The sequence below is a fragment of the Cytobacillus oceanisediminis genome (genome assembly GCF_007830235.1).
GTDB lineage: Bacteria > Bacillota > Bacilli > Bacillales > Cytobacillaceae > Cytobacillus > Cytobacillus oceanisediminis.
The window spans coordinates 327,824-351,516 of record NZ_VLKI01000002.1 but is presented as its reverse complement, the minus strand read 5'-3'; the positions used below and the strand labels follow the sequence as shown (position 1 = coordinate 351,516).

Annotated in this window: 22 protein-coding genes; 7 read left to right on the top strand and 15 right to left on the bottom strand. The window is 44.8% G+C overall.

Features of this window, described 5'->3' with window-relative positions; all coding sequences use genetic code 11:
• The 8 genes from hisD to hprK all read right to left on the bottom strand — a co-directional run bounded on the left by hisD (position 1) and on the right by hprK (position 8,002).
• Positions 1 to 1,272: a histidinol dehydrogenase gene (gene hisD, locus IQ19_RS05475; RefSeq protein ID WP_144540760.1), complete on the bottom strand. Its 1,272-nt coding sequence runs from the start codon at positions 1,270 to 1,272 to the stop codon at positions 1 to 3.
• Between the two features lie 15 nt (positions 1,273 to 1,287).
• Entirely contained in the window at positions 1,288 to 1,932 is a 645-nt protein-coding gene (gene hisG / locus IQ19_RS05470) for an ATP phosphoribosyltransferase (protein ID WP_144540757.1), read from the bottom strand.
• Positions 1,929 to 3,113 carry an ATP phosphoribosyltransferase regulatory subunit gene (locus IQ19_RS05465; protein WP_144540754.1) on the bottom strand — a complete coding sequence of 395 codons (1,185 nt, stop codon included), beginning with the start codon at positions 3,111 to 3,113 and terminating at the stop codon, positions 1,929 to 1,931. The genes hisG and IQ19_RS05465 overlap by 4 nt, the downstream gene beginning before the upstream one ends.
• A gap of 589 nt (positions 3,114 to 3,702) precedes the next feature.
• Entirely contained in the window at positions 3,703 to 4,254 is a 552-nt protein-coding gene (locus IQ19_RS05460) for an acyltransferase (protein WP_144540751.1), read from the bottom strand.
• A complete protein-coding gene (ppaX, locus tag IQ19_RS05455) occupies positions 4,251 to 4,898 on the bottom strand; it encodes a pyrophosphatase PpaX (protein WP_144540748.1) in 648 nt (215 codons plus the stop codon). Before ppaX ends, IQ19_RS05460 begins: the two co-directional genes overlap by 4 nt.
• The gene (locus IQ19_RS05450; RefSeq protein ID WP_144540745.1) at positions 4,888 to 5,835 is read right to left on the bottom strand and encodes a nucleoside recognition domain-containing protein; all 948 of its coding nucleotides are present in this window, start codon (positions 5,833 to 5,835) and stop codon (positions 4,888 to 4,890) included. The genes ppaX and IQ19_RS05450 overlap by 11 nt, the downstream gene beginning before the upstream one ends.
• Before the next feature lie 27 nt (positions 5,836 to 5,862).
• Positions 5,863 to 6,678 carry a prolipoprotein diacylglyceryl transferase gene (gene lgt / locus IQ19_RS05445; RefSeq protein WP_144540742.1) on the bottom strand — a complete coding sequence of 272 codons (816 nt, stop codon included), beginning with the start codon at positions 6,676 to 6,678 and terminating at the stop codon, positions 5,863 to 5,865.
• Positions 6,679 to 7,066: 388 nt separating this feature from the next.
• Complete coding sequence (gene hprK / locus IQ19_RS05440; protein WP_144540739.1) at positions 7,067 to 8,002, bottom strand: HPr(Ser) kinase/phosphatase; 936 nt, start codon at positions 8,000 to 8,002, stop codon at positions 7,067 to 7,069.
• A 563-nt stretch (positions 8,003 to 8,565) separates the two neighbouring features.
• Here hprK and IQ19_RS05435 point away from each other — a divergent pair.
• From IQ19_RS05435 to IQ19_RS05395, 7 genes are all read left to right on the top strand, one after another.
• Positions 8,566 to 9,945, top strand: a complete 1,380-nt coding sequence (locus IQ19_RS05435) for a PTS transporter subunit EIIC (protein ID WP_144540736.1) — start codon at positions 8,566 to 8,568, stop codon at positions 9,943 to 9,945.
• 338 nt (positions 9,946 to 10,283) lie between these two features.
• On the top strand, positions 10,284 to 11,354 hold the full coding sequence (locus IQ19_RS05425) for a DUF871 domain-containing protein (protein WP_144541156.1): 1,071 nt from the start codon (positions 10,284 to 10,286) through the stop codon (positions 11,352 to 11,354).
• On the top strand, positions 11,354 to 12,259 hold the full coding sequence (gene murQ, locus IQ19_RS05420; RefSeq protein ID WP_144541154.1) for an N-acetylmuramic acid 6-phosphate etherase: 906 nt from the start codon (positions 11,354 to 11,356) through the stop codon (positions 12,257 to 12,259). Before IQ19_RS05425 ends, murQ begins: the two co-directional genes overlap by 1 nt.
• Before the next feature lie 295 nt (positions 12,260 to 12,554).
• Positions 12,555 to 13,745, top strand: a complete 1,191-nt coding sequence (nagA, locus tag IQ19_RS05415; protein ID WP_144540730.1) for an N-acetylglucosamine-6-phosphate deacetylase — start codon at positions 12,555 to 12,557, stop codon at positions 13,743 to 13,745.
• Positions 13,742 to 14,476, top strand: a complete 735-nt coding sequence (gene nagB / locus IQ19_RS05410) for a glucosamine-6-phosphate deaminase (protein WP_144540727.1) — start codon at positions 13,742 to 13,744, stop codon at positions 14,474 to 14,476. Before nagA ends, nagB begins: the two co-directional genes overlap by 4 nt.
• A 402-nt stretch (positions 14,477 to 14,878) precedes the next feature.
• Positions 14,879 to 15,610 (top strand): GntR family transcriptional regulator, encoded by a 732-nt coding sequence (locus IQ19_RS05400; RefSeq protein WP_144540724.1) that lies wholly within the window; start codon positions 14,879 to 14,881, stop codon positions 15,608 to 15,610.
• 120 nt (positions 15,611 to 15,730) lie between these two features.
• Positions 15,731 to 16,399, top strand: a complete 669-nt coding sequence (locus IQ19_RS05395; protein ID WP_144540721.1) for an N-acetylmuramoyl-L-alanine amidase — start codon at positions 15,731 to 15,733, stop codon at positions 16,397 to 16,399.
• A gap of 339 nt (positions 16,400 to 16,738) precedes the next feature.
• On the opposite strand, the gene IQ19_RS05390 is transcribed toward IQ19_RS05395, so the two are convergent.
• The 7 genes from IQ19_RS05390 to uvrA form a co-directional block, all read right to left on the bottom strand.
• Complete coding sequence (locus IQ19_RS05390; protein ID WP_144540718.1) at positions 16,739 to 17,098, bottom strand: phage holin family protein; 360 nt, start codon at positions 17,096 to 17,098, stop codon at positions 16,739 to 16,741.
• Positions 17,099 to 17,101: 3 nt separating this feature from the next.
• Positions 17,102 to 17,293, bottom strand: a complete 192-nt coding sequence (locus tag IQ19_RS05385; protein ID WP_144540716.1) for a PspC domain-containing protein — start codon at positions 17,291 to 17,293, stop codon at positions 17,102 to 17,104.
• A gap of 49 nt (positions 17,294 to 17,342) precedes the next feature.
• Positions 17,343 to 18,452 (bottom strand): DUF4097 family beta strand repeat-containing protein, encoded by a 1,110-nt coding sequence (locus IQ19_RS05380; RefSeq protein ID WP_144540712.1) that lies wholly within the window; start codon positions 18,450 to 18,452, stop codon positions 17,343 to 17,345.
• A 27-nt stretch (positions 18,453 to 18,479) separates the two neighbouring features.
• Positions 18,480 to 18,794, bottom strand: a complete 315-nt coding sequence (locus IQ19_RS05375; protein ID WP_144540709.1) for a magnetosome magnetite crystal formation protein family — start codon at positions 18,792 to 18,794, stop codon at positions 18,480 to 18,482.
• 233 nt (positions 18,795 to 19,027) lie between these two features.
• A complete protein-coding gene (locus IQ19_RS05370) occupies positions 19,028 to 19,372 on the bottom strand; it encodes a hypothetical protein (protein WP_110064589.1) in 345 nt (114 codons plus the stop codon).
• A 128-nt stretch (positions 19,373 to 19,500) separates the two neighbouring features.
• Positions 19,501 to 20,217, bottom strand: coding sequence for a DUF459 domain-containing protein (locus IQ19_RS05365; protein WP_144540706.1), 717 nt, complete (start codon positions 20,215 to 20,217; stop codon positions 19,501 to 19,503).
• 599 nt (positions 20,218 to 20,816) lie between these two features.
• A complete protein-coding gene (uvrA, locus tag IQ19_RS05360; protein WP_144540703.1) occupies positions 20,817 to 23,693 on the bottom strand; it encodes an excinuclease ABC subunit UvrA in 2,877 nt (958 codons plus the stop codon).

Sequence of the window (23,693 nt, the reverse complement as noted above, 5' to 3'; positions counted from 1 at the left end):
TTATTTTCTTAGTCTTGTTTCAATGGACCGGGCATGGGCTTCAAGCCCTTCTAGACGCGCAAATGCCGCAATTTTTTCGCCATTGCTTTTTAAAGCTTTTTCACTATATAAAAGAATACTTGATTTCTTTTGAAAATCCTCCACGTTTAGCGGACTTGAAAAACGTGCGGTTCCGTTGGTTGGCAGGACGTGATTCGGGCCTGCAAAATAATCGCCGACCGGTTCAGGGCTGAATCTTCCAAGGAAAATCGCACCTGCGTGCCGGATCTGTCCGAGAAGCTCCATCGGATTCTCTGTCAAAATTTCAAGGTGTTCCGGAGCGAGATTGTTAACCGTTTCAATTGCCTCATCCATGCTTTCAGTCACATAGATGGCGCCATAATTCTCAATAGACTGAGCGGCAATTTCCCGGCGCGGCAGCAAAGCAAGCTGGCGTTTAACTTCTGCTGAAACTGCTTCTGCCAAAGTTGCCGATGGTGTAACGAGCACAGTGCTTGCCATCGGGTCATGTTCGGCCTGTGATAAAAGATCTGCCGCCACCTCATCTGGCTGTGCCGTTTCATCTGCAAGAATAGCAATTTCGCTTGGACCTGCGATCATATCAATATCCACATCACCAAAAACTTCACGCTTGGCAAGTGCTACAAAAATATTTCCTGGGCCAGTGATTTTATCGACTGGAGCAACCGTTTCAGTTCCATACGCAAGGGCAGCAATCGCCTGGGCGCCGCCGACTTTATAAATTTCTTCCGCTCCTGCGATGTGCGCTGCTGCCAGAACCGCCGGAGGCAGCTTGCCGGTCTTTTTATCAGGAGGCGAAGTAATCACAATCCGTTTGACGCCCGCCACCTTTGCCGGAATCACATTCATGAGGACGGATGACGGATATGCCGCCGTTCCGCCTGGCACATACAACCCAACCGAATCAAGCGGTGTAATCTTTTGTCCTAGGACTGTGCCATTTTCCTCGGTTGTCATCCAGGATGGGCGCAGCTGTTTTTCATGGAAGGACTTAATGTTATCAGCAGCTTCCTTAATGATCTCGAGGATTTCTTCATCTACCTGGCCGTAGGCTTCTTCGATCTCAGCCTGTGTCACGGCGAAATCATCAAGGGATATGCCATCGAATTTCTCCGTATATTCGATTAACGCCTGGTCTCCATTTTGGCGGACAGTTTCAATGACCCCTTTTACAATTGCCCGCTGTTCTTCCGTTCCATTATCAACAGACCGTTTTATCGAAACCTGGTCATTTAATTTTAAAATTTTCATAGGGCTCTACATCCTTTAAGAACGAATTTCTTCTCCTGAAATAACTTCTGTCAGCCGTCCGACAAGCTCGCTGATTCGTTCGTCCTTCATGCGGTAGCTGACAGGATTTACAATAAGCCTTGAGGTAATGCCTACGATTGTTTCGTATTCAACAAGTCCGTTCTCTTTTAAAGTACGGCCTGTTGATACAATATCTACGATCCGATCTGCAAGCCCGATCATTGGAGCCAGCTCAATGGAGCCGTTCAGCTTAATGATTTCAACTTGCTCTCCCTGCTCGCGGAAATAGGCTGCTGCAATATGCGGATATTTCGTCGCGATTTTAGGAGCAACATCGTTAAGCTTTGTGTTTGGCAGGCCAGCAACCGCAAGATAGCAGGCACTGATTTTTAAATCAAGCAGTTCGTAAACATCACGTTCTTCTTCAAGCATAACGTCCTTCCCGGCAATTCCGAGGTCGGCAACGCCGTGCTCTACATAAGTTGGAACATCCATCGGTTTTGCAAGAATAAACCTGAATTTCTCTTCCGGCACATCGATAATCAGCTTACGCGAATCATCAAATTCAGGAGGCAATTGAAAGCCTGCCTGTCGCAGCAATTCTGCAGCTTCTTCAAAAATACGGCCCTTCGGCATCGCAATTGTTAAAACATCACTCATTTTACGCTCTCCTTTCCAGCTTTTCCGACTAAAAAGGTAATATCCTCAAACTGGTTCGTGCAGGCATCCAAATCCTTCACACCGCTGATATCCTGGAGGACGACATTCTTTCCGGAGGAGCGCTGTTCCTTCGCAAGCTGGAACGCTTCTTTGCGACGCTCCGGGCTATATAAAATGCAATACACAGGTTCAGCTGCTTTATTATCTTCAAGCGCTTCAAGAAGACGGTCCAGCCTGATCGCAAATCCGGTAGCTCCTGTGTCTTTCCCGAATTTTTGCAGCAGAAGGTCATATCGCCCGCCGTTTCCAATTGGGAAACCGACGTTTCCGGCATAGACTTCAAAAAGAATACCCGTGTAATAGCTCATATGGCTGACAAGCGTTATATCAAATTTGACTGTATCCTCCTGGCCGTAATCAAGCATGATTCCCCATAGCTGCTGCAGCTCGGCAAGCGCCTTTTTGCCTGTACCGTTTTCGAGGAGGCTGTAAGCCATCTCAATAACCTCTTCTCCGCCCCTTAATTTAAGGAAGTCAAGAAGCCTTTGTTTATCAATTGATGAAAGGGCCAGGCCCTTTACATGTTCCCTATACCCTACATAATTCTTTTCATATAAAAATCTAGTTAAGTTTTCGACTCTTTCTTCTGTTCCTAGAATCTGCTGGAAGAATTCCCGCACAAAACCGATATGGCCGACAGAAAGCTGGAAGTTCTGGAGTCCTGTTTCTTTTAAGGAAGAAATCATCAGTGCCATTCCTTCTCCATCTGCACTAATTGTACCGTCGCCAATACATTCAACGCCGATCTGTTCAAATTCGGCCGGGCGTCCGCCCTCTCGCTGCTGGGCGCGGTAAACATTCGCGGAATAGGCCAGCCTGATGGGCAGCTCATCTTTTAACAAACGTGAAGCCGCAACTCGTGCGATTGGCGCCGTCATGTCCGGGCGCAGGACAAGTGTATGGCCCTGCTGGTCAAGAAGCTTGAACAGCTGCTGATCAAGAATCGCAGACGCCGCTCCCACTGTTTCGTAGTATTCAAGCGCAGGTGTTTCAATGAATTGGTAGCCCCAGCGCCTCATTTCTTCTTGAATGGATGACCTGACTGCAGCTTTTCTTTCATACAAATCAGGCAATGTATCTCTCATGCCCAATGGCTTTTCAAACATAAATAACTGGCTCAAAATGATTCACCTCTATGACTAAAAAATTCCGAATCCTTTAGTTCGCTAATATGGTAGCAAATTGAAGTTATATGTAGTTTAACGTGGTTCTTTTGTGACGTCAACCAATAGACTGAAGAAAAATAGGGTCCGGCATAAAAAAGGCCCCTTTTTAGTTTGAAAAAGGAGCTTTTGCTTTAGTTTGTGCTTTTATATGGGAGGTTATTTGAGCCGATAGAGTTTTTTTGCGGTTTGAATATGCAGCTTGATGCTGGGATCATATTCGCTGATTGGTCCTGCTGGTTTATTAAGTATGTTTGGCGACTTGTCTAGCGAGTTTTCGGTTTTTACCAAACTTACCTAGCATCTTTATAAATTCATTTAATTTAGCTGGCAATTTGAGGCTTCTGAAGACCGATATGCGGCACTTTTTAAATATATGAACCGATTGGGCGAATTTACGTGCAACTTTTAAAATATATGAACCACTTTCCGTGTTTTTTGCGTCACTTTTCGAATTTATGTGCCACTCCTTGATCTGATGCGGTTTTGGATCTCCCCGCCAGCGTCCTGATCACAGCTTTTCCGTATAGAAAAAAAACCCGCCAGCCTAAGCCAGCGGAGCCTTCTCCTCATTAACCCCATATATCGGATCGTCCGCCCAGCGTGCGGCGAGTTCTTCCTTTGTGTAGATAATCCGCATCGGGTTGCCGCCAACGAAGACTCCTGCGGGTACATCCTTGTGGACGAGCGTTCCCGCGGATACGATGGCTCCGTCACCAATCGTGACACCCGGCAAAATCGTCGAATTGGCGCCGATCATGACTTCGCTGCCAATTTCGATTCGGCCGAGACGGTACTCTTTGATCAGGTACTCATGTGCCAGAATCGTTGTGTTATAGCCGATGACCGTGTTGCGGCCGACACTGATTTTTTCCGGAAACATGACATCCAGCATGACCATGAGCGCGAATGACGTTTGGTCCCCGACCTTCATGCGCAGGAATGTCCGGTAAAGCCAATTCTTCATGCCCAGGAATGGCGTATAGCGCGCCAGCTGGATTACGACGAAGTTTTTGACGACCTTCCAGAATGGAACGGTTTTATACACATGCCAGAGAGAATTGCCGCCCTCGACGGGGTAACGTTCCGTTTTTCTCATTGCTCTTCTGCCTCAAGGATATCAAGCAGGTCAGCCATGTTGTCGAGCATATAATCAGGTTCAAAGCGGGCCAGAAACTCGTGGCCTTTTGCTGTCCAGGCAACCCCAGCCGTTTTCGTGCCGGCGTTTTTTCCGCCTTCAATGTCATGGGAGTTATCGCCGACCATGATTGCTTCTTCCGGCTTTGCATCCAATAAATTCAATGCTTTTAAAATGGGCTCCGGATCCGGCTTCGGCTTTTCAACATGATCAAGCGTGACAACCACATCAAAAAATTGATCAAGATTTGTCAGCTTTAAGCCCTTTTCTACTACATTGGAAACCTTGGTTGTTACGATGCCCAGCTTGTAGCCGGATTCTTTTAAAGCACGTACTGTTTCGAATACGCCTTCAAACTCCTTCACAAGGACATCGTGATTTTTAATATTGTACTCCCGGTAAACAGCGATCATTTCTTCCACTTTCTCCGGGTTGATCGATTCGAATGTCTCATGAAGAGTGGGCCCCATAAACGGGAGGACATCCTCACGCTGATAGCGTTCCGGGTAATACTGCCCCAGCGTATGCAAAAATGAAGAAATAATTAATTCATTTGTATCGATTAATGTTCCGTCTAAATCAAATAAAATAGTGTTAATACTCATATGTTGCTTCCTTTCTTTTTGCCAGATCAGCACGGTTCCAAATCATTGCGACCACCAATGTCAGCACAATTGCTACCCCCAGGCGGATGAGCAGGAGCGGCAGGATTGGAATCCCCAGAGGAATAAAGATCAGCGTATCCTCCACAACAGCGTGGCAGGCCACGAGGAAAACAAATGCGATCGTTACATCTTTTTTGCTGACACCATCCTCCTGAACAGCCTGGATCATGACGCCCGCCCCGTAGGCGAGACCAATCAGCAATCCAGCCGCCAAAGTGGTTGACGTATTTTCTTTCATACCCAGCGCCCTTGTGACAGGCGCCATCCATTTTGAAAAAACAGCGAGCCATTGTTTGTCTTTTAAAATTTGAATCGCCACCATAAGCGGTATAACAATTATGGCAAGCTGGAAAATTCCCAGCAGTGCTGTTTGCAGTGCATCCATTATGATGGGAAAGAATCCGGATACCTGCTCTTCTTTTGCGGGGATAAATCCGTACTTAGCCGTTTCCGAACCGCCATGCCACACAAGATTAATGACAATAGCACTTAAGAACGCAAGGCCAAATCTTACGGCGAGAATAACCCACAGCTTGACGCCGACTTTAAGGGCAACACCTGACTCAATCAGCATATTATGCGAAAAAGACAGCATCACTGCGATAATAAAAACTTCTTTTACCGTGAGATCAAGTGTTAAAATCGCCCCGATCCCGGCATACAAATTCAAAAAGTTCCCCAAAACAAGCGGTATGGCTGCATCCCCTGACAGCCCAATCAGATTCATAAGAGGCGTGATCAGCTTTATAACCCATGGAAGCACTGGCGTATGCTGCAGCATCGCCACAATCAGCGTAACCGGAAAAATGACTTTTCCAAGCGTCCATGTTGTCTTTAAGCCGACCATCAGCCCCCGTTTCGATGATTCAACCAGCATCTCTTTTCTCCCTTGTTCGTTATATTTTTATGCTTTATCTAAATAGCGGGCGTCTGCCAAACCTGTTTTTCTTCTATAGAAAATGAGGGCAAGCGCTCCGATAATAAGAGCAATTGAAATCGTCTGCGCGATTCTAAATGTGTCGGTAAGCATCAAGCTGTCTGTCCGCAATCCTTCTACGAAGAAACGGCCGATGGAATACCAGATCACATACGTGAGGAAAAGCTCCCCGCGGCGCAAATTGGCTCTTCTTAATAATATAAGGATGATAAACCCAATTATATTCCAAATCGATTCATATAAAAACGTCGGATGATAATAAGCACCGTTAATGTACATTTGGTTAATAATGAATTCAGGCAGGTACATATTTTCCAAAAAGGCGCGGCTGACCTCCCCGCCGTGTGCTTCCTGATTCATAAAATTGCCCCAGCGTCCGATTGCCTGCCCTAAAATAATGCTTGGCGCCGCAACATCAGCAAGCTGCCAGAAGGAAATCTTCTTTTTCTTGGCAAAAATATACGCGGTGATGACCGCCCCTATCAAGGCCCCATGTATCGCAATTCCGCCATTCCATATTTTTATAATCTCCCCAGGGTTCTGTGAGTAAAAGTCCCATTGAAATATAACATAATAAATCCGAGCTGAAATAATGGCAATGGGAATGGCCCAAAGCATTAAATCCGCAAAAATATCCTTGGGGAGTCCCCTTCTCTCCCCTTCCCTCATTGCAATAATGAGAGCCAACGCAATGCCGATACCGATAATAAGGCCATACCAATGGACTTGGATCGGTCCAAGGGAAATGGCGATCGGATCAAGCGGCTGTATATTGTTTTCCATAATCACTTCTCCTTCTCTAGAAAAGCGCAAGGCGACCGTTTATCGGCGACAAGCCGGCATGAAGGTTGTTCTTTAACCTTTGTGACGGATTGGCTTATGACCTCGAGCCGATGGCGCCTGGAGCTAGACAGTTATCTAAGTTCAAAAATTTAAATTCTATTATTGCAAGAAAAGCGCAAGCGCCTTCGGAACAAGCAAAATCCCTTGTTCCTGCGAAGATTCCCCAACGAAGCTTTCCTTGGTGGTCACCCCCGTCCCCTCGAGGGGGTAGGCGCTGGAGCTAGACAGTTATCCAAGTTTTGGTCCCTCTATTTATTAAGCCGAAGCCCCTGTCAGAATGCCGTTTTATCAGACTTCAATCAAACGTTTGATTGAAATAAAAGCAAACTTAACGATCCTCATGGTCACCGTCTTCAATAACATCAGACAAGCGGTTGGTAAACTGTTCGGCTGCATTCATGCCCATTCGTTTTAAGCGGAAGTTCATGGCCGCAACCTCAATGATAACAGCAAGGTTACGCCCTGGGCGGACCGGAATCGTCAGCTTCGTGATTTCCGTGTCAATGATTTTCATTTTTTCTTCATCAAGTCCAAGACGGTCGTACTGTTTTTTCGGATCCCATAGCTCCAGATTCATGACGATGGAGATTTTTTTATAGCTGCGGACTGCACCTGCTCCAAATAAGGTCATGACATTGATGATGCCAAGCCCGCGGATTTCAAGCAAATGCTCGATTAGTTCAGGCGAGTTTCCGACAAGATAATCTTCATCCTCCTGCCTGATTTCCACGCAATCATCTGCTACGAGACGATGTCCCCGCTTCACGAGCTCAAGCGCGGTTTCACTTTTACCAACACCGCTTTTACCGGTAATCAGCACCCCTACTCCATATATATCGACTAGAACGCCATGGACTGCAGTTGTTGGTGCAAGCTTGCTTTCAAGAAAATTGGTCAGCAAACTGGAAAAACGGGTTGTTTTTTGCTTGGAGCGAAGAAGCGGGACAGATTCGCGCTCAGCCGCTTCAATCAATTCTTCTGGAATATCAAGGCCCCTTGTAATAATAATGCCCGGCGTAATATCCGTACATAAACGTTCCAGGCGGCTTTCCCGGTCTGTATCGTTTAATTTTTCCGCAAAGGTTAGCTCCGTTTTCCCCAGCAGCTGAACCCTTTCTCCCGGGTAGTAATCAAAATAGCCCGCCATCTCAATGCCCGGCCGTGAAATATCACTCGTCGTAATCGGACGGTCAATGCCTTCCTCCCCGGCAATCAGCTCAAGACCAAATTTTTCTATTATATCTTTTGTGCGAACTTTTACCAAAATAAGCTCCTCCTTTATGCTGGCACTCCTCAGATGAAATTGTTTTATGTCCTATAATAAGTTCTTTATCGCAGATTAACGGACAGTAAAATTCTCTTTTTTTAAATAGCAGAGAATATATCATATCCTTTTCCGTGAATTAACTGTCCGTAAAGGCCCGGAATAGAACTCAGGCTAAAACCGCGACGTCCTGTCGCAACGCCTGAGTGACCCGCATCATGCGGGCCTCTACTAACCGTCAGCCAAAAACAGGCTGACGGAAGTTTCACTTTATTTTAGCACTTTTTAACGCAGAACCAAATTTCTGATAGCGAATTTTACAAAAGTTTAAGGATGTTATGGGCCCTTTTGCTTAATCGGCAACGGAATGGACAATTTTTCACATGGGACAGCGTATAGTTATGGTAAGATCGGCAAGAAATCTTTAACAATATAAAAATATGAATAAATGGTATAGACAACTATACTGTTAGTTGGTAATATTAGTATGTAAGCGAATTCATTTACTTTTTATCTATTTCTTGCACTTGTTTCCTATTTTTTAAAAGAGGGGGAAAAAGCTCATGCGTAAAGAAGAACGTTTGGCGAAAGAGATTACGGATCAGTTGGGCGGTACCGGCAATATCGCGGAACTGGCGTCCTGCATGACCCGGCTTCGTGTAAAACCGGTTGATGCAAGCAAGGTCAGCCTCGAAGGCATCAAGGATATTGACGGAGTTATGGGCGTTGTTGAAGCAGAAACACTGCAAATCATTCTTGGGCCTGGAATTGTCACTAAGGTAGCTGACGAGGTTTCAAAAATGACGGGGATGAATGTTGCGTCTGTGGATGATGACGAAGAAATTGACACTTCATTGGAAGGACTGGCTGCACGCACAAAAGCTGGACTCAATGAGAAAAATGCCACTCCATTCAAATTATTTTTAAGAAAAATTGCCAGTATCTTCATTCCGCTGATTCCGGCGATTGTTGCATCCGGTTTGGTCGCGGGGATTACAAACGTAGTAATCCGCTCCGGCGCTGATCCGGAATCAACTTTAGTTCAGATGCTTAGCTTAATTGGCTGGGGATTATTCAGTTACCTGGGTGTGTTCGTGGGTATTAACACAGCGAAGGAATTTGGCGGATCTCCTGCTCTTGGTGGTGCGGCCGGTATCCTGTTAATCAACCCGGGCCTTGCGAATATTACTCTTTTCGGTGAAGCACTTGTTCCTGGGCGAGGCGGATTAATTGGCGTCATGCTGGCAGCTGCTCTAATCGCCTTTTTAGAAAAAAGAATTCGGAAAGTGGTTCCATCAGCTGTCGATATTATCGTAACACCTACTCTTGCTTTGTTAATCACAGGCTTTGCAACATTCTTTATCCTCCAGCCTGTTGGCGGATTCCTGTCAGATATCATTACAAAAGGATTGCTTGGCATTCTTGATATTGGCGGCGTCCTTGCCGGATTAGTACTTGCCGGAACATTCCTTCCGCTTGTTGTAACCGGCTTGCACCAAGGTTTAACACCGGTTCATATGGAATTAATCAATACAATCGGCGACGACCCGCTTCTGCCAATCCTTGCAATGGGCGGCGCAGGCCAGGTAGGTGCAGCATTTGCCATCTATTTCAAAACAAAGAATGCCCGTCTGAAAAAAGTCATCAAAGGCGGTCTTCCAGTTGGAATCCTCGGCATCGGCGAACCGCTGATCTTCGGGGTTACCCTTCCATTGGGACGCCCGTTCTTAACAGCATGTCTAGGAGCTGCTGTTGGCGGAGCCTTCCAGGCGTTCTTTAAAATTGCGACGATTGCGATCGGGGTTTCCGGCATACCTCTTGCCTTCCTCGTTCACACACATCAAATAGTATTGTACCTAATCGGTTTATTAATCGCCTATGCATTCGGCTTCCTCTTCACATGGATGTTCGGATTCAAAGAAGAAATGGCTAAGAATATTTAAAACAAAGGTTCTGTTATAGCTTATTGTTGTTTTTTAGCACCCTGTTGAATGGAGCGGAAGGCACTAATCCCGCGAAAATGCATTCGCATTTCCTTCGTGCGGTGTTTATACAAGGAAGCTTATTCAAAGTCCTGCGGGAGTACGGATCAAAGGGAGACCCCGCAGGAGCAAAGCGACGAGGAGCGTCGGACCGCCTGCTGTTCGCTGAGTGCCTCGTGCTGAAATCAACAGGCAAATTTAACAGAGCCAAAACAAATAAAGAAGGAGGAGCGATTCCTCCTTCTTTATTTATGAGGGCATATTTTTTAAAAATTCGGACTTAAATTGAGGTGAGCATGATGCTTGGAATATCAGTCTATTTATCAGAAGAACGGCAGGAACAAAATGCGAAATGGATTGAGAAAGCAGCTTCTTTTGGATTAAAATCTATCTTCACTTCCCTCCATATTCCTGAAGACGACCACAGTTCTTATAAGCATTTGCTGCAGGAGCTCGGCGATCTGGCCAATCAGCATAATATGGAGCTGCTGGCGGATGTCTCTCCGCAATCCTTAAGCCACTTGGGCTTGAAGTGGGAATCGATCGATACCCTTCTTGACTGGGGCCTCGCTGGCATTCGGGCTGATTACGGCTTTTCTTCTGCTCAAATTGTTGAACTCTCGAAAAAAATGAAACTTGGAATAAATGCGAGCACCATTTCGGCAGAGGAGCTGCAAGAGTGGCTCGATCTTGGCTTAAACGCCAGCAATGTAGAGGCCTGGCATAACTTTTACCCGCGCCCTGAAACGGGTTTGGATAAAGATTTTTTAATCAAAAGAAACCAATTTCTAAAAGGCATGGGTATTACGACGATGGCGTTTGTTCCCGGTGATGGCGAACTGCGCGGACCTGTTTTCTCAGGATTGCCGACTTTGGAAAAACATCGGGGCTTCTCCCCTGCTGCGGCAGCTGCTGAATTAATGAACAGCTGTTATACGGATAAAGTATTAATCGGTGACCATTCGGTAAATGATGAGACATTGATGCAATTAACCAAAATTGCCGAGGGTGTGATTCCTCTTCGCATCGAGACTCTTGGCGGGCAGCACCATGAGGACCTTTTTAAACAAATCCATACAAACCGCATGGATCCTGCCCGGGATGTGGTCCGATCAGTGGAATCAAGATCATATGCCCAGCAGGGACAAAATAAACTGGAACCTGCTAACCAGGTGGAACGTAATAAAGGCATGGTGACGGTTGATAATGTGTTATACGGACGCTATGCAGGCGAAATGCAAATCACTCTGGCAAACCTTCCTCAGGATGCGCGCGTCAATGTGATTGCCAGAGTCATAGAGGAAGACCTTCCTCTTTTGGATGAAATCAAAGCGGGAACGAAATTTCAATTAATGGTGAGGGATCAATGATGAATATTACGAAGCTGAACACTGAGCAGCGAAATCCGAAAACAATGGAAATCGATTTAATGACAACTGAAGAAATTATTACGATCATTAACCAGGAGGATACGATTGTTCCCAACGCAATCGCCAGGGAAATTCCCCATATTGTAAAAGTGGTGGATGAGATTGTGGACAGCTTTAAAAAAGGCGGCCGCCTCATTTATGTGGGTGCCGGCACTTCCGGAAGGCTTGGCATTATTGATGCTTCCGAATGTCCCCCAACCTATGGAACCGATCCTGAAATGGTTGTCGGCATTATCGCCGGCGGAAAGGAAGCGATGACCGAAGCAATTGAAGGGGCTGAAGATGACAGCACGCAAGGCCGCCAGGATGTTATGAATATCAATCTGACGGAAAATGATGTCCTTGTCGGAATCGCAGCAAGCGGACGTACTCCATACACAATCGGAGCGCTTCAATACGGAAACGAAGTCGGAGCTGTTACTGTTTCGGTTGCCTGTACAAAAGATTCCGAGATGGAGAAAATCTCAAGATATACGATTGCGCCGATCACGGGTCCGGAAGTGGTAACAGGTTCCACACGCATGAAAGCAGGAACTGCGCAAAAGCTGGTATTGAACATGCTTACGACAGCGTCTATGGTCAAGCTCGGAAAAGTGTACGGCAATCTGATGGTAGACGTGCAAATGACCAATGAAAAGCTGTTCAAACGTGCGGAAAATATCGTCAAAATGGCAACAGGCGCATCCGATGAGGAAGCCAAAGCCGCTCTGCTTGAGCAAAAGCATAATACGAAGGCTGCTATCCTGCAAGTTTTAACCGGATTAAAAGCCGAAGCAGCGGCGGAGCTTTTGGAAAAACATAATGGCTATTTGCGGGAAGCGATTGCGGAATTTCATTCGAAATAGGATAGAATCTTGATTTTCAGCAGTGTTTTCTGCAGCAGAATGACTATGGCAGAGCGAAATGGAATCGGCATTTTCAAGTTATCCGCGATACTTTTGATTTAACCGCGAAACCAATAAAAAAGGATGGAAAGCCACATTAATTTGGTGCTCTCTATCCTTTTTCATTTTAGTTGTATAGACCAAATATAAGCAAGTGTATATTTATATCAACTGGTATAGACATCTTTATGTAAACCTTTTATAATAGAGGTATACTCATAACCCTATACTAAGACTTGAACGGAGATGAAGCAAGATGAGCCGTCTTCTTATAAAAAATGCCAAAATTATTCTAGAAAACGACCTTCTAAATAACGGTTTTATTTTAATAGAAAATGAAACAATCATAAAAGTGGGAAGCATGGATGAGATTCCTGCTATTGATCAGGATACAGAAATCATGGAACTTCCCCCGGAACAGACGATCAGCCCGGGATTTATTGATGTCCATATTCACGGGGCAGGCGGAGCGGATACGATGGATGCAACGCAGGAAGCTCTCACGACAATGGCCAGCGTACTCCCGGCAGAAGGAACAACCAGCTTTCTGGCTACCACCATCACCCAGGAAAAAGAAAAGATAGAGGCAGCGCTGTCTAATGCAGCCCTCTATCAAAAAGAGCAAAACACGCCAGGCAAAGCGGAGATCATCGGTATCCATCTTGAAGGACCGTTTATTAATGAAAAAAGAGGCGGAGCCCAGCCGAGGAACCATATTCTCGAACCTGATATTCAGCTTTTTAAACGCTGGCAGGAAGCTGCAAACCATACAATCAAACTTATTACGCTGGCGCCTGAAAAAGCGAACGGCTACGAGTTTATCCGCTATTTAAGTAATAATGGCGTCGTTGCCTCGATCGGCCATAGCGATGCTATTTTTACCGAAATGGAGGAAGCCGTTAAAGCAGGCGCCACGCACGTGACCCACCTTTTTAACGGCATGAGAGGCTTGCATCACCGGGAGCCAGGCGTTGCAGGGGCTGCCCTATTATTCAAAGAGCTGATCGTAGAAATGATCGCAGACGGCATTCACGTCCGGCCGGAAATGATCAAGCTCGCTCTTAACGCCAAAGGTCATGATGGGATGATCTTGATTACTGACTCGATGAGAGCCAAATGCCTGAAAAATGGCCATTATGATCTTGGCGGACAGGATGTCACCGTTGAAAATGGCCAGGCCTTGCTTGCTGATGGCACACTGGCTGGCAGCATTTTAAAAATGAAAGATTCTATTAAGAATATGATTGAGTTTACAGATATCACTTTATTGGAAGCCGTCCGCCTAGCCAGCAGCAATCCGGCCAAACAGATGAACATCTACGACCGGAAAGGCAGCATCTCGGAAGGAAAGGATGCTGACCTGGTAATCCTCGATAAAAATCTCGAGGTGGCTATGACCTTTTGCAGAGGTATAAAGGCTTTTGAACGTGGGGTGAAGTCTTCTTGAAGATTATTCGAACAGCCCATTATGAGGATTTGAGCCATAAAGCGGCACAGCTGATGATCGAAAAAATACGTTCCAATCCAGATATGACTTTAGGGCTGGCAACCGGCAGTACGCCAAAAGGAGTTTACGCTGAGCTGATTAAAGATCACCTTGAAAACGGCACCTCCTATGAAAAAATTACAACAATTAATTTGGATGAATATATCGGTCTGCCTTCTTCCGACCCTAATAGCTATCGATATTTTATGAACAGCGAGCTTTTTAATCATCTTAATATTCCGCTCGAAAACACGAACCTGCCCAATGGGACGGCGGACGATATTAACCAGGAATGCATGCGTTATGAACAGCTGATTAAAGATCTTGTAGATATTGATCTGCAGCTGCTGGGCATCGGCCGAAACGGGCATATTGGTTTCAACGAGCCAGGCACTTCTTTTAAAAGCCGGACGCATGTCGTCAAGCTTGCGGAAAGCACACGAAAAGCAAACGCACGATTTTTCGAATCGACCGATGAGGTTCCCACCCATGCGATTACAATGGGCATCGCCTCCATCCTTGATAGCAGAGAAATCGTTTTGCTCGCATCAGGCACAGCTAAGGCAGAAGCGATCAGACGCTTAGTAAACGGAGAACCTGATGAGCAGTTTCCTGCATCGGCTCTGAAGCTTCATCCCAATGTGACGATCATTGCTGATGAAGAAGCACTCCGTTTGGTGCAGGATTATTAGGACAACTCTTTGTTAAAACATATTTAGTAAACGGAGAACCTGATGAGCAGTTTCCTGCCTCGGCTCTGAAGCTTCATCCCAATGTGACGATCATTGCTGATGAAGAAGCACTCCGTTTGGTGCAGGATTATTAGGACAACTCTTTGTTAAAACATATTGTTGATTTTCGCACCCTGCTGATTGGAGTGGAAGGGGCGAGATCCTCGAAAATGCATTCGCATTTTCTTCGTGCGGTGTTCATTCGAGGATGCAGGTTCAACGTCCAGCGGGAAGTGCGTGTCGAAGGGAGACCCCGCAGGCGCGAATGCGCCGAGGAGGCTCCCGGCCCGCCCGCGGAAAGCGAGTCCGGAGATCAACAGGCAAATTAACAGAGCTGAAGACAAAGCGATAGGAGAATTTCCAATGATCGATAAACAATCACCTATTCCGATTTACCATCAATTAGAGGAGTATATTAAACACTTAATTGAGAACGGAATTTTAAAGCCTGATGAAGCGATTCCGTCTGAACGGGAGTACGCCGAGCAGTACCAGATCAGCCGCATGACTGTCAGGCAGGCCTTGAACAATCTGGTGAACGATGGTTTTTTGTACAGGCAAAAAGGCCGGGGAACCTTCGTCAATAAGCAGAAGGTTGAACAGAAGCTGCAGGGTTTGACCAGTTTTACAGAGGATATGAAGGAACGGGGCATGGTGCCAAGCAGCCGCCTGATCTCCTTTGAAATTATCCCAGCTGAACCGCAGCTTGCACGTAAGCTTGGCATTAAAGAAAATACGCCTGTTTATGAAATTAAGCGGGTGCGCCTGGCTGATAACCTGCCAATGGCTCTCGAAACCACCTACCTCCCTGCCAATCTGGTAAAAGGGCTGACTGAAGAAATCATCAACAAGTCATTATATCAATATATTGAGGAAAAATTGGCGCTGACGATCAGCGAAGCGACCCAGCAAATTGAAGCTTCCATTGCAAAAGAAACAGAGGTAAAGCATCTGCAAGTCGATACAGGCTCCCCTGTTCTTCTGATTGTCAGAACTTCATTTTTACAGGATGGCACGCCTTTTGAGCTTGTAAAATCAGCATACCGTGCCGATCGGTATAAGTTTGTCCATACGATGCAGCGCGCATCTAAATAGGGGAAGACCCATGGGGGTTTTCTCCTTTTTTTATTTAGCCATGTCCTTTCAAAGGGTTTGTCCATATTATATAAGTGAATACATTTATAAAAAAAATTGGTTTAGAAAGGAGCGATAAAAATGAAAATTATGCTGGACGCCGGGCATGGATACGGCACTTCCGGAAAAAGAAGTCCCGATGGCATACGGGAATATGAGTTTAACCGATCTGTAGCAAGCCTTGCTAAGGAGCTGCTGGAAAACTATCAAAATGTGACTGTTTACTTTGCCCATTCGGATGAGCGGGATGTACCTTCGTCAGAAAGGACTGACCTAGCAAACATGCTAAATGCAGACTGCTTTGTGTCTATCCATGCCAATGCCTATGGAACCGGCGGCTGGAACAGTGTCGGCGGTATCGAGACATATGTTTACCCTTCCAGGCCGCAGGAAGCTCTGGAATTGGCGCAAAAAATACAACGGAATTTAATTCAATTAACCGGCTTGCGCGACCGCGGAGTAAAAACGGCCGACTTCCATGTCCTCCGAGAAACGAAAATGACCGCCGTCCTTGTGGAATGCGGGTTTATGACAAACAAAGGAGAAGCCGCACTTCTCCGCACACCTGTCTATCGAAAACGATGCGCCCAAGCCATTGCAAAAGCTGTTGCTGAACAATATGGCTTAAAAAGAAAATCAGAAGGACCCAAACAATATAAAGTGCAGGTTACTTTTGAGGAAAGACAAGAAGCTGAAAAACTCGCAGGGAATTTGCGGAATGATGGCTATAATGCGATTATCATTGAATAGGAAAAAGCCAGCACGTGAGGTGTGCTGGCTTTTTTAGGATGGGAACATCATGTTCCGGGTTTGTTTCGATTATTTTCTAGCATGTACCGGCAATTATCTAACATGCTTTTGATATTATGAAGCCTGTTTCAATATTTACATAGCATGTTTCGAATTCATCTAATATCTTATACATTTCCCCGCTTTTCAGCGGTTTGTAGATGTATTTTTAACTCATTTTTAAATGATATACGGTATTTCATTGATTTTGCGTGCAACTTCTGAAATTTATGAACCACTTTTTCTGTTTTCCGTGCAACTTTTTAATTTTATGTGCAACTTCCCATTCTTACGCGGTTTTCATTTTTCCTTCGCTGGCTCTAATACTGTTTTTTGAATAACCAGGTTGACGATCGACATAATGACAGACACTAGGATCGCTGTTCCAAAACCGGCAATTTCAAAGGAATCGCCCATGAAACCATCTGTGATCATTAATGTGACGGCATTAATGACGAATAGAAATAGGCCGAGCGTTAATACTGTGACCGGCAATGTCAATATAATCAGGATTGGCTTCACAAGGATATTTAAAATTGAAAGCATGAAGCTGGCCCCGATAGCAGCGCCAAACCCGGACAGGTAAAATGAATCCTCAAAGAAGCCGGCAATGGCAACAAAGAGGATGGCGTTAATTAAAATGCCTATAATCCATCTCATCAATTACACCTCTTCGTTCGGCAGCACAAACACCAATAGTGCATAAATCAAAGCCATTGGAAATACTCCTGTCGTAAAGAGCAGGACTATGAATATGACCCTCGTTATCGTTGGGTCAATACCGATCGATTTAGAAAGGCCGCCTAGCACACCGGCCACTTTTCTATTGCTTCGTGAGCGCACAAGCTTATTCATAAAGCTTCCCTCCTATCATAAAAGCGCAAGCATCCAGACGGCTGAAAAATTACCAGGCTGACGATCTTTTTAACGTAATCGCCCCTGTTTTCGAATCAGCCAATAGCTTAACTCCGCTATCCGCTTCTTTTACAGACTTAAAGCGTATCATTTTTTGAATCACTTCGCTCTTTTCTTCTATTACTTCAATACCCTCAATGTCTACATGAAAACCGCCCAGATTGGTCCTTAGCTCTCCGCTGACAGCCGCAAAATCGGGTACAAACAGGTCAATGCTTCCTGTTGCCGCTTTTGCCTCAATCCGTTCACAGCGTTCATTTTCAGCCTTACAGGTCACATTGCCATTAAAGGATTGCAGCTCAGCCTTTATAAAGTCCCCCTCCGCTAAAATCGCACCATTAAGCGTTTCCGCTTCAAGACTATCGATTCGGCTTCTTTGAATGGAAATCTGCCCGTTTGCTGTTTCTGCTTCAACATATTTACTGTCTAAATCACTGACGGTAATTTTTCCGTTGGCGGTTTTTGCTTTAAAGTTTTCCACTGATAAGTTTTGACTTTCAATCGGTCCATTAAACATGCGAATTTTCACATTTCCATATTCCGCCTTCGGAATATAGATCACAGCATTTAGTTTCATCCACTTTTGCTGGGTGGAGAAACGGAGCTTTTGCCCTTCAATGGCAAAAATAACATCCTTCAGGAAATTCTTGCGTGCTTCGTCCTGGGTATCTACCCGATAAACCTTCGCATGGCATTCTACACGGACATCGCTTTGCTCCCACGGTACGACCCTGACTGTTCCGTTCGCCACATCAATATCCATATCCTTCAAGTATGTGTCAGCATGCTGAAAAATATGCGAGATCTCAACGCTTTTGCCAAAATTGAAATCAAGGTCAAAGTCCTTCACTTTCTTTAGAGCAGAATCAACGAAATCAATAATTTTTTCTTTGGCACCTTGCTGCTTCGTACTATACGGATCTTCTTTCTTTGCTTCTTCAAACTTCACATCATCCGAAAGTTCCTTAATCAGTTCTTCCTGCTTTTGTTCCATCGTCTGGTGTGATTTTTCAAGCTGCTCTAAAAGCGTCAAAGCCTCATCAACTGTCAGCTTGCCTTCCTCCACCATTTTCAGTATGCGTTTCCGTTCCTCTTTCATTTCGGCTCCTCCTCATTTATCTGTTTGCTACTCTTCTATAAGAACTTTTACCCCTTTAATAATATTCCAGATAAGTACAATTAAACTTAAAATGATTGTGATCGCGACAGCCGCCATAAAAAATACCGGGATATCCTGGCCATTAACTGTAAACTGAGTCACTGCCGCAAAAATAATAAACGGAACAGGAACCAGCGGAATCAGATGCGATAAAAAAGCACTCTTCGCATGCCGCTTTACTTCCTGATCGCCTGTTGCAAAAAACACAATTAGCGGAAATATAAATCCTGCGAACATAATACTGAAATAGCTTAACGCGGATAGGACCTTTCTCGTTTCCATTGTCTTCAGCTCCTTTTTACTCTAATACGAATATGGAGCAGGTAAGGTTTCGTTTTCATGAACCCAAATGGAGTTTCCTCTTCTCACTTTCATTATAGGAAACCACAGGAGTATTTACCTCTGTTTTTGCAAAAATACATCTGCAGGCTTAGGCTTCAATGGCCAATAGGCGTAGAGTTTTCTGCCAACGACAAAAACCGCCTTTCTGCAAAGACGGTTTTATCCATTGAAGCTTATTTGTAGGCTGCCGCCAGATCGGTTCTCGGCGCTTCCTTTCGTTTCACTTCATCAATCTTGTTCACAAACATTTGGAACACTTTTCTTTTTTCATCCAAATCACGTATGTACTCTTTCAGTTCATTATACTTTTCTTCAAAAGGCTTATGATACATTTCACGGATATTATCAATAATCTCTTCGTTTACTGTCGATTGAATAACCTGCTTCGTAATTCCATATTTATAGGAATAAACCTTCAGCTCTTTTTTCACATCTTCGTACTCATTATTGATCTGGTCCAAAACCTCTGAAATATCTTCTTTCCATTCATCTAATGACTTCGCTAAATAGTCCTCCATAATGACCTCCCCGTATGGTCTAAAGTCTCTCTTGTTACAATTATAACTCAGCTTGTTTACATGCTTTTTGCTAGAACATTACATTGTCTTATCAAAGAAGAGAATGAGAAGGCCATTTTTAAAGGAAGTTATTTAAACGAGTATTCGTTCAGGATCTTTTCAGCGATTAACTCATACCCTTTTCCGTTTGGATGGAGTGAATCAGAGAAATACTGCTTCTTGTTTTTTCCTTTGAATAACTCATTGGTAGAAATATAGGTGATGTTTTCATCTTGCTCTGCTGTATTCTGAATTGACTGGTTCCAATGATCAATGTATTTTTCAATTTTATCGCCATCCGGATATGGATTGTAAAGCCCCAGCAGAATAATAGGCGCGTCATTATTGGCCGTTTCCAGCGTTTCAAGAATTCCATTAAGTTTATCCTCGTACACATCCTTGGCTTCAACGAGTTTTTCATGGTGAAGCGGATACAAATCTCCGCCATTGCTCTTCAGTAAATCATTCGTCCCTATATAAACGATGAACAGATCCGCTTCTTTAATATCCTGCGCCACTTTTGGCTTGAGCATCTGCTTTAATACATCCGATGATTTATAGCCGTATACACCGTAATTCTTTATTTCGTAATTCTTATCTGGATTAGCCCGGCTTAGCTTACTTTGGAGCCTGCCGATATAACCCTCTTTTGTTTTATCTCCATAACCGTAGGTAAGCGAATCGCCAAAAGCCACAATCATCTTGCCGCTGTCCGCTTTTTTCTCTTCCCCGAAAAAGGTAACTGAAAGATAGACGGCTAACCCCAGTATGAGAACTCCTGCTAATAGATAGATTGCTTTTCTCATATATGTGTATTCCTTTCTTGGTTGTGTCTTGCTGAAGTAAGTGATGGTATTCTATGATATTCGTTTACCGGTCTGTTTTCCTTATTTTCATATTGGAATTATTGAAATATTGAAAGAACGCGAAGTGACCGATATATTGAAATTCTGACCGATAAATTGTGTAAAGTGACCGATAAACTTCGATTCTGGCCGATAAAACTGGATTCTGACCGATAAATTGAAAATGTGACCGGTTCTAATTTGAAATGACCGATAAACTACGAAACAGTAACCTTGTATCCGGTTTTTACATAGTTGAATGGCTCCTGACAGACATTTCTCCTTCAGGTAGAACTTCTTCGATTTATAAATTTAACTTATTCGCTAATTCCATGAATTTGTTCGTGAGTTTTCTGGATTTGTTCGCTAAATCCATAGCATTATTCGCAAGTTTTAATCGTTTCTTCACTAAAAATCATGATTTATTCGCTAAGTTCACAATTTAAGACTTATGATTGGTGCAGAGTGGTTTAGCTCATTTTCTTTACCCTGGTTTTTGTAAAAGTAATCTTTCCTCATAAAAAAAGAAGCAGCACCCGATCGGCACTGCTTCCCCCATATTAAGCGTTTGTCACGCCTTCTTTTTCTTCAATTTGCTGTTTCATTCTGAGGCGGTCTCTCTCCAATATTGGTTTGAGGTATTTGCCTGTATAGGATTCCGGAACTTCGGCAATTTTTTCAGGGGTTCCGGTTGCTAAAATGGTTCCGCCTTTGTCTCCGCCTTCAGGTCCAAGGTCGACGATATAGTCGGCAGCCTTGATGACATCCAGATTATGTTCGATGACCAGCACGGTGTCTCCATTTTCTACAAGACGCTGCAGGACGACAAGCAACCTTGAAATATCATCTACATGCAGGCCGGTTGTCGGCTCATCAAGGATATAAAGTGAACGGCCAGTTGAGCGTCGATGCAGCTCAGAGGCGAGTTTAACACGCTGCGCTTCCCCGCCGGACAAGGTTGTCGCCGGCTGTCCCAATGTGATGTAGCCAAGGCCAACATCAAAAATGGTTTGCAGCTTGCGGCGGATTTTAGGGATGTTCTCGAAGAATTCCAAGGCATCCTCAACAGTCATTGCAAGAACATCCGAAATGTTTTTCCCTTTGTATTTCACTTCAAGGGTCTCCCTGTTATAACGCTTGCCATGGCAGACTTCACATGGCACATACACGTCAGGCAGGAAGTGCATTTCGATTTTGATGATACCATCTCCGCGGCAGGCTTCACAGCGCCCGCCTTTTACATTAAAGCTGAAACGCCCTTTTTTATAACCGCGAACCTTTGCTTCGTTTGTTGAAGCGAAAACATCTCGGATATCGTCAAATACTCCCGTGTAAGTGGCCGGATTGGAACGCGGTGTCCGCCCGATCGGCGACTGATCTATATCAATTACCTTCTCGAGATGCTCAACACCTTTTATTTCTTTATGCTCACCCGGCTTCGTTTTTGCTTTATGAAGCTTTTGTGCAAGGCTCTTGTGAAGTATTTCATTGATTAATGTGCTCTTTCCGGAACCAGACACGCCTGTCACAGAAATAAAGGAACCTAGCGGGAACTTGACGTTCACATTCTTAAGGTTGTTTTCTTTGGCTCCTTTAATTTCGATAAAGCGGCCGTCATTCTTCCGGCGCTCAATTGGCAGCGGAATGAATTTTTTCCCGGAAAGATATAACCCTGTCAGGGAGTTAGGGTCATCCATTACCTCCTGAGGCGTCCCCTCTGAAACGATTTCGCCGCCATGAACGCCGGCCCCTGGGCCAACATCGATCAAATAGTCGGCAGCGATCATCGTATCCTCATCATGCTCTACAACAATCAATGTATTGCCGATGTCCCGCATATTTTTCAGCGTATCAATCAAACGGTCATTATCACGCTGATGCAAGCCAATAGATGGCTCGTCCAGAATATAAAGGACACCAGTCAACCGCGAGCCAATCTGAGTGGCCAAGCGGATCCGCTGTGCCTCTCCCCCGGATAAAGTTCCGGCTGCACGGCTCAATGTCAGGTAATCAAGGCCGACATTAATAAGGAAGCCAAGACGTTCTTTAATCTCACGGAAAATTAGATTGGCAATCTTCATTTCTTTTTCAGAAAGAGCCAGGTCTTCGAAAAAGCTGAATGCTTCTTCGATTGAAAAAGCCGTCACATGGCCGATATGCTTTCCGGACACCAGCACTGCAAGGCTTTCCGTCTTTAATCGGTAACCTTTACATGAAGGGCACGGATGCTGCGCCATATATTTTTCCATTTGCTCACGGATATAATCCGAGCTCGTTTCCTTATAGCGGCGCTCTACATTGCGGATTACGCCTTCAAAGCGGATATAGTTTTCCCTCACCTGGCCAAAATCGTTTTCATAACGGAAATAGATATTGTCTTTGCTTGATCCATATAAAACCTTCTCAAGTAAGTGTTCAGGGATATCCTTAACAGGAATATCCATATCAATTCCATAGTGATTGCAGACAGCCTCCAATAGCTGAGGATAGTATTGGGAGCTTGTCGGTTCCCAAGGTGCAATCGCATTTTGCTTTAAAGATAGCTCCTTATTTGGGATAACAAGGTCTACATCCACTTCAAGCTTTGAACCGAGCCCATCACACTCCGGACAGGCGCCGAACGGGCTGTTGAATGAGAACATTCTTGGCTCCAGTTCGCCGATTGAAAAGCCGCAATGCGGACAGGCATGGTTTGCGCTGAATAACAGCTCTTCCTCGCCGATCACATCGACAAGCACCCTGCCATTGCCAAGGTTTAGCGCTGTTTCCATTGAATCAGCGAGACGCGGAGCTACACCTTCTTTTACCACAATTCGGTCTATTACTACTTCAATAGAGTGTTTTTTATTTTTCTCCAGCTCAATCTCTTCTCCAAGATCCATCATTTCTCCGTCAACACGGACGCGGACAAAGCCCTGCTTTTTAATGTCCTCAAGCACCTTTACATGGGTGCCTTTTCTGCCTGATACTAGCGGAGCCATGACCTGGAGCTTTGTTCTTTCCGGGTATTCCATAATCCTGTCCACCATTTGTTCAATGGTCTGCGAGGAGATTTCGATATTATGGATCGGACATGTCGGGCGCCCAACCCGTGCGAATAATAATCGCAGATAATCATAGATTTCTGTCACCGTTCCCACTGTGGAACGCGGATTTCGGCTTGTTGTTTTTTGGTCAATTGAAATCGCAGGAGACAGCCCTTCAATCGCATCAACATCAGGCTTATCCATTTGCCCAAGGAACTGGCGTGCATATGCTGATAATGATTCAACATAGCGGCGCTGCCCTTCAGCATAAATCGTATCAAAAGCCAAGGAAGACTTTCCAGAACCGGAAAGCCCTGTCAGTACTACAAGCTTATCTCTCGGAATGGTGACATCGATATTTTTTAAATTATGGGCTCTGGCACCCTTTACAATCAGCTTATCCATCGCCAT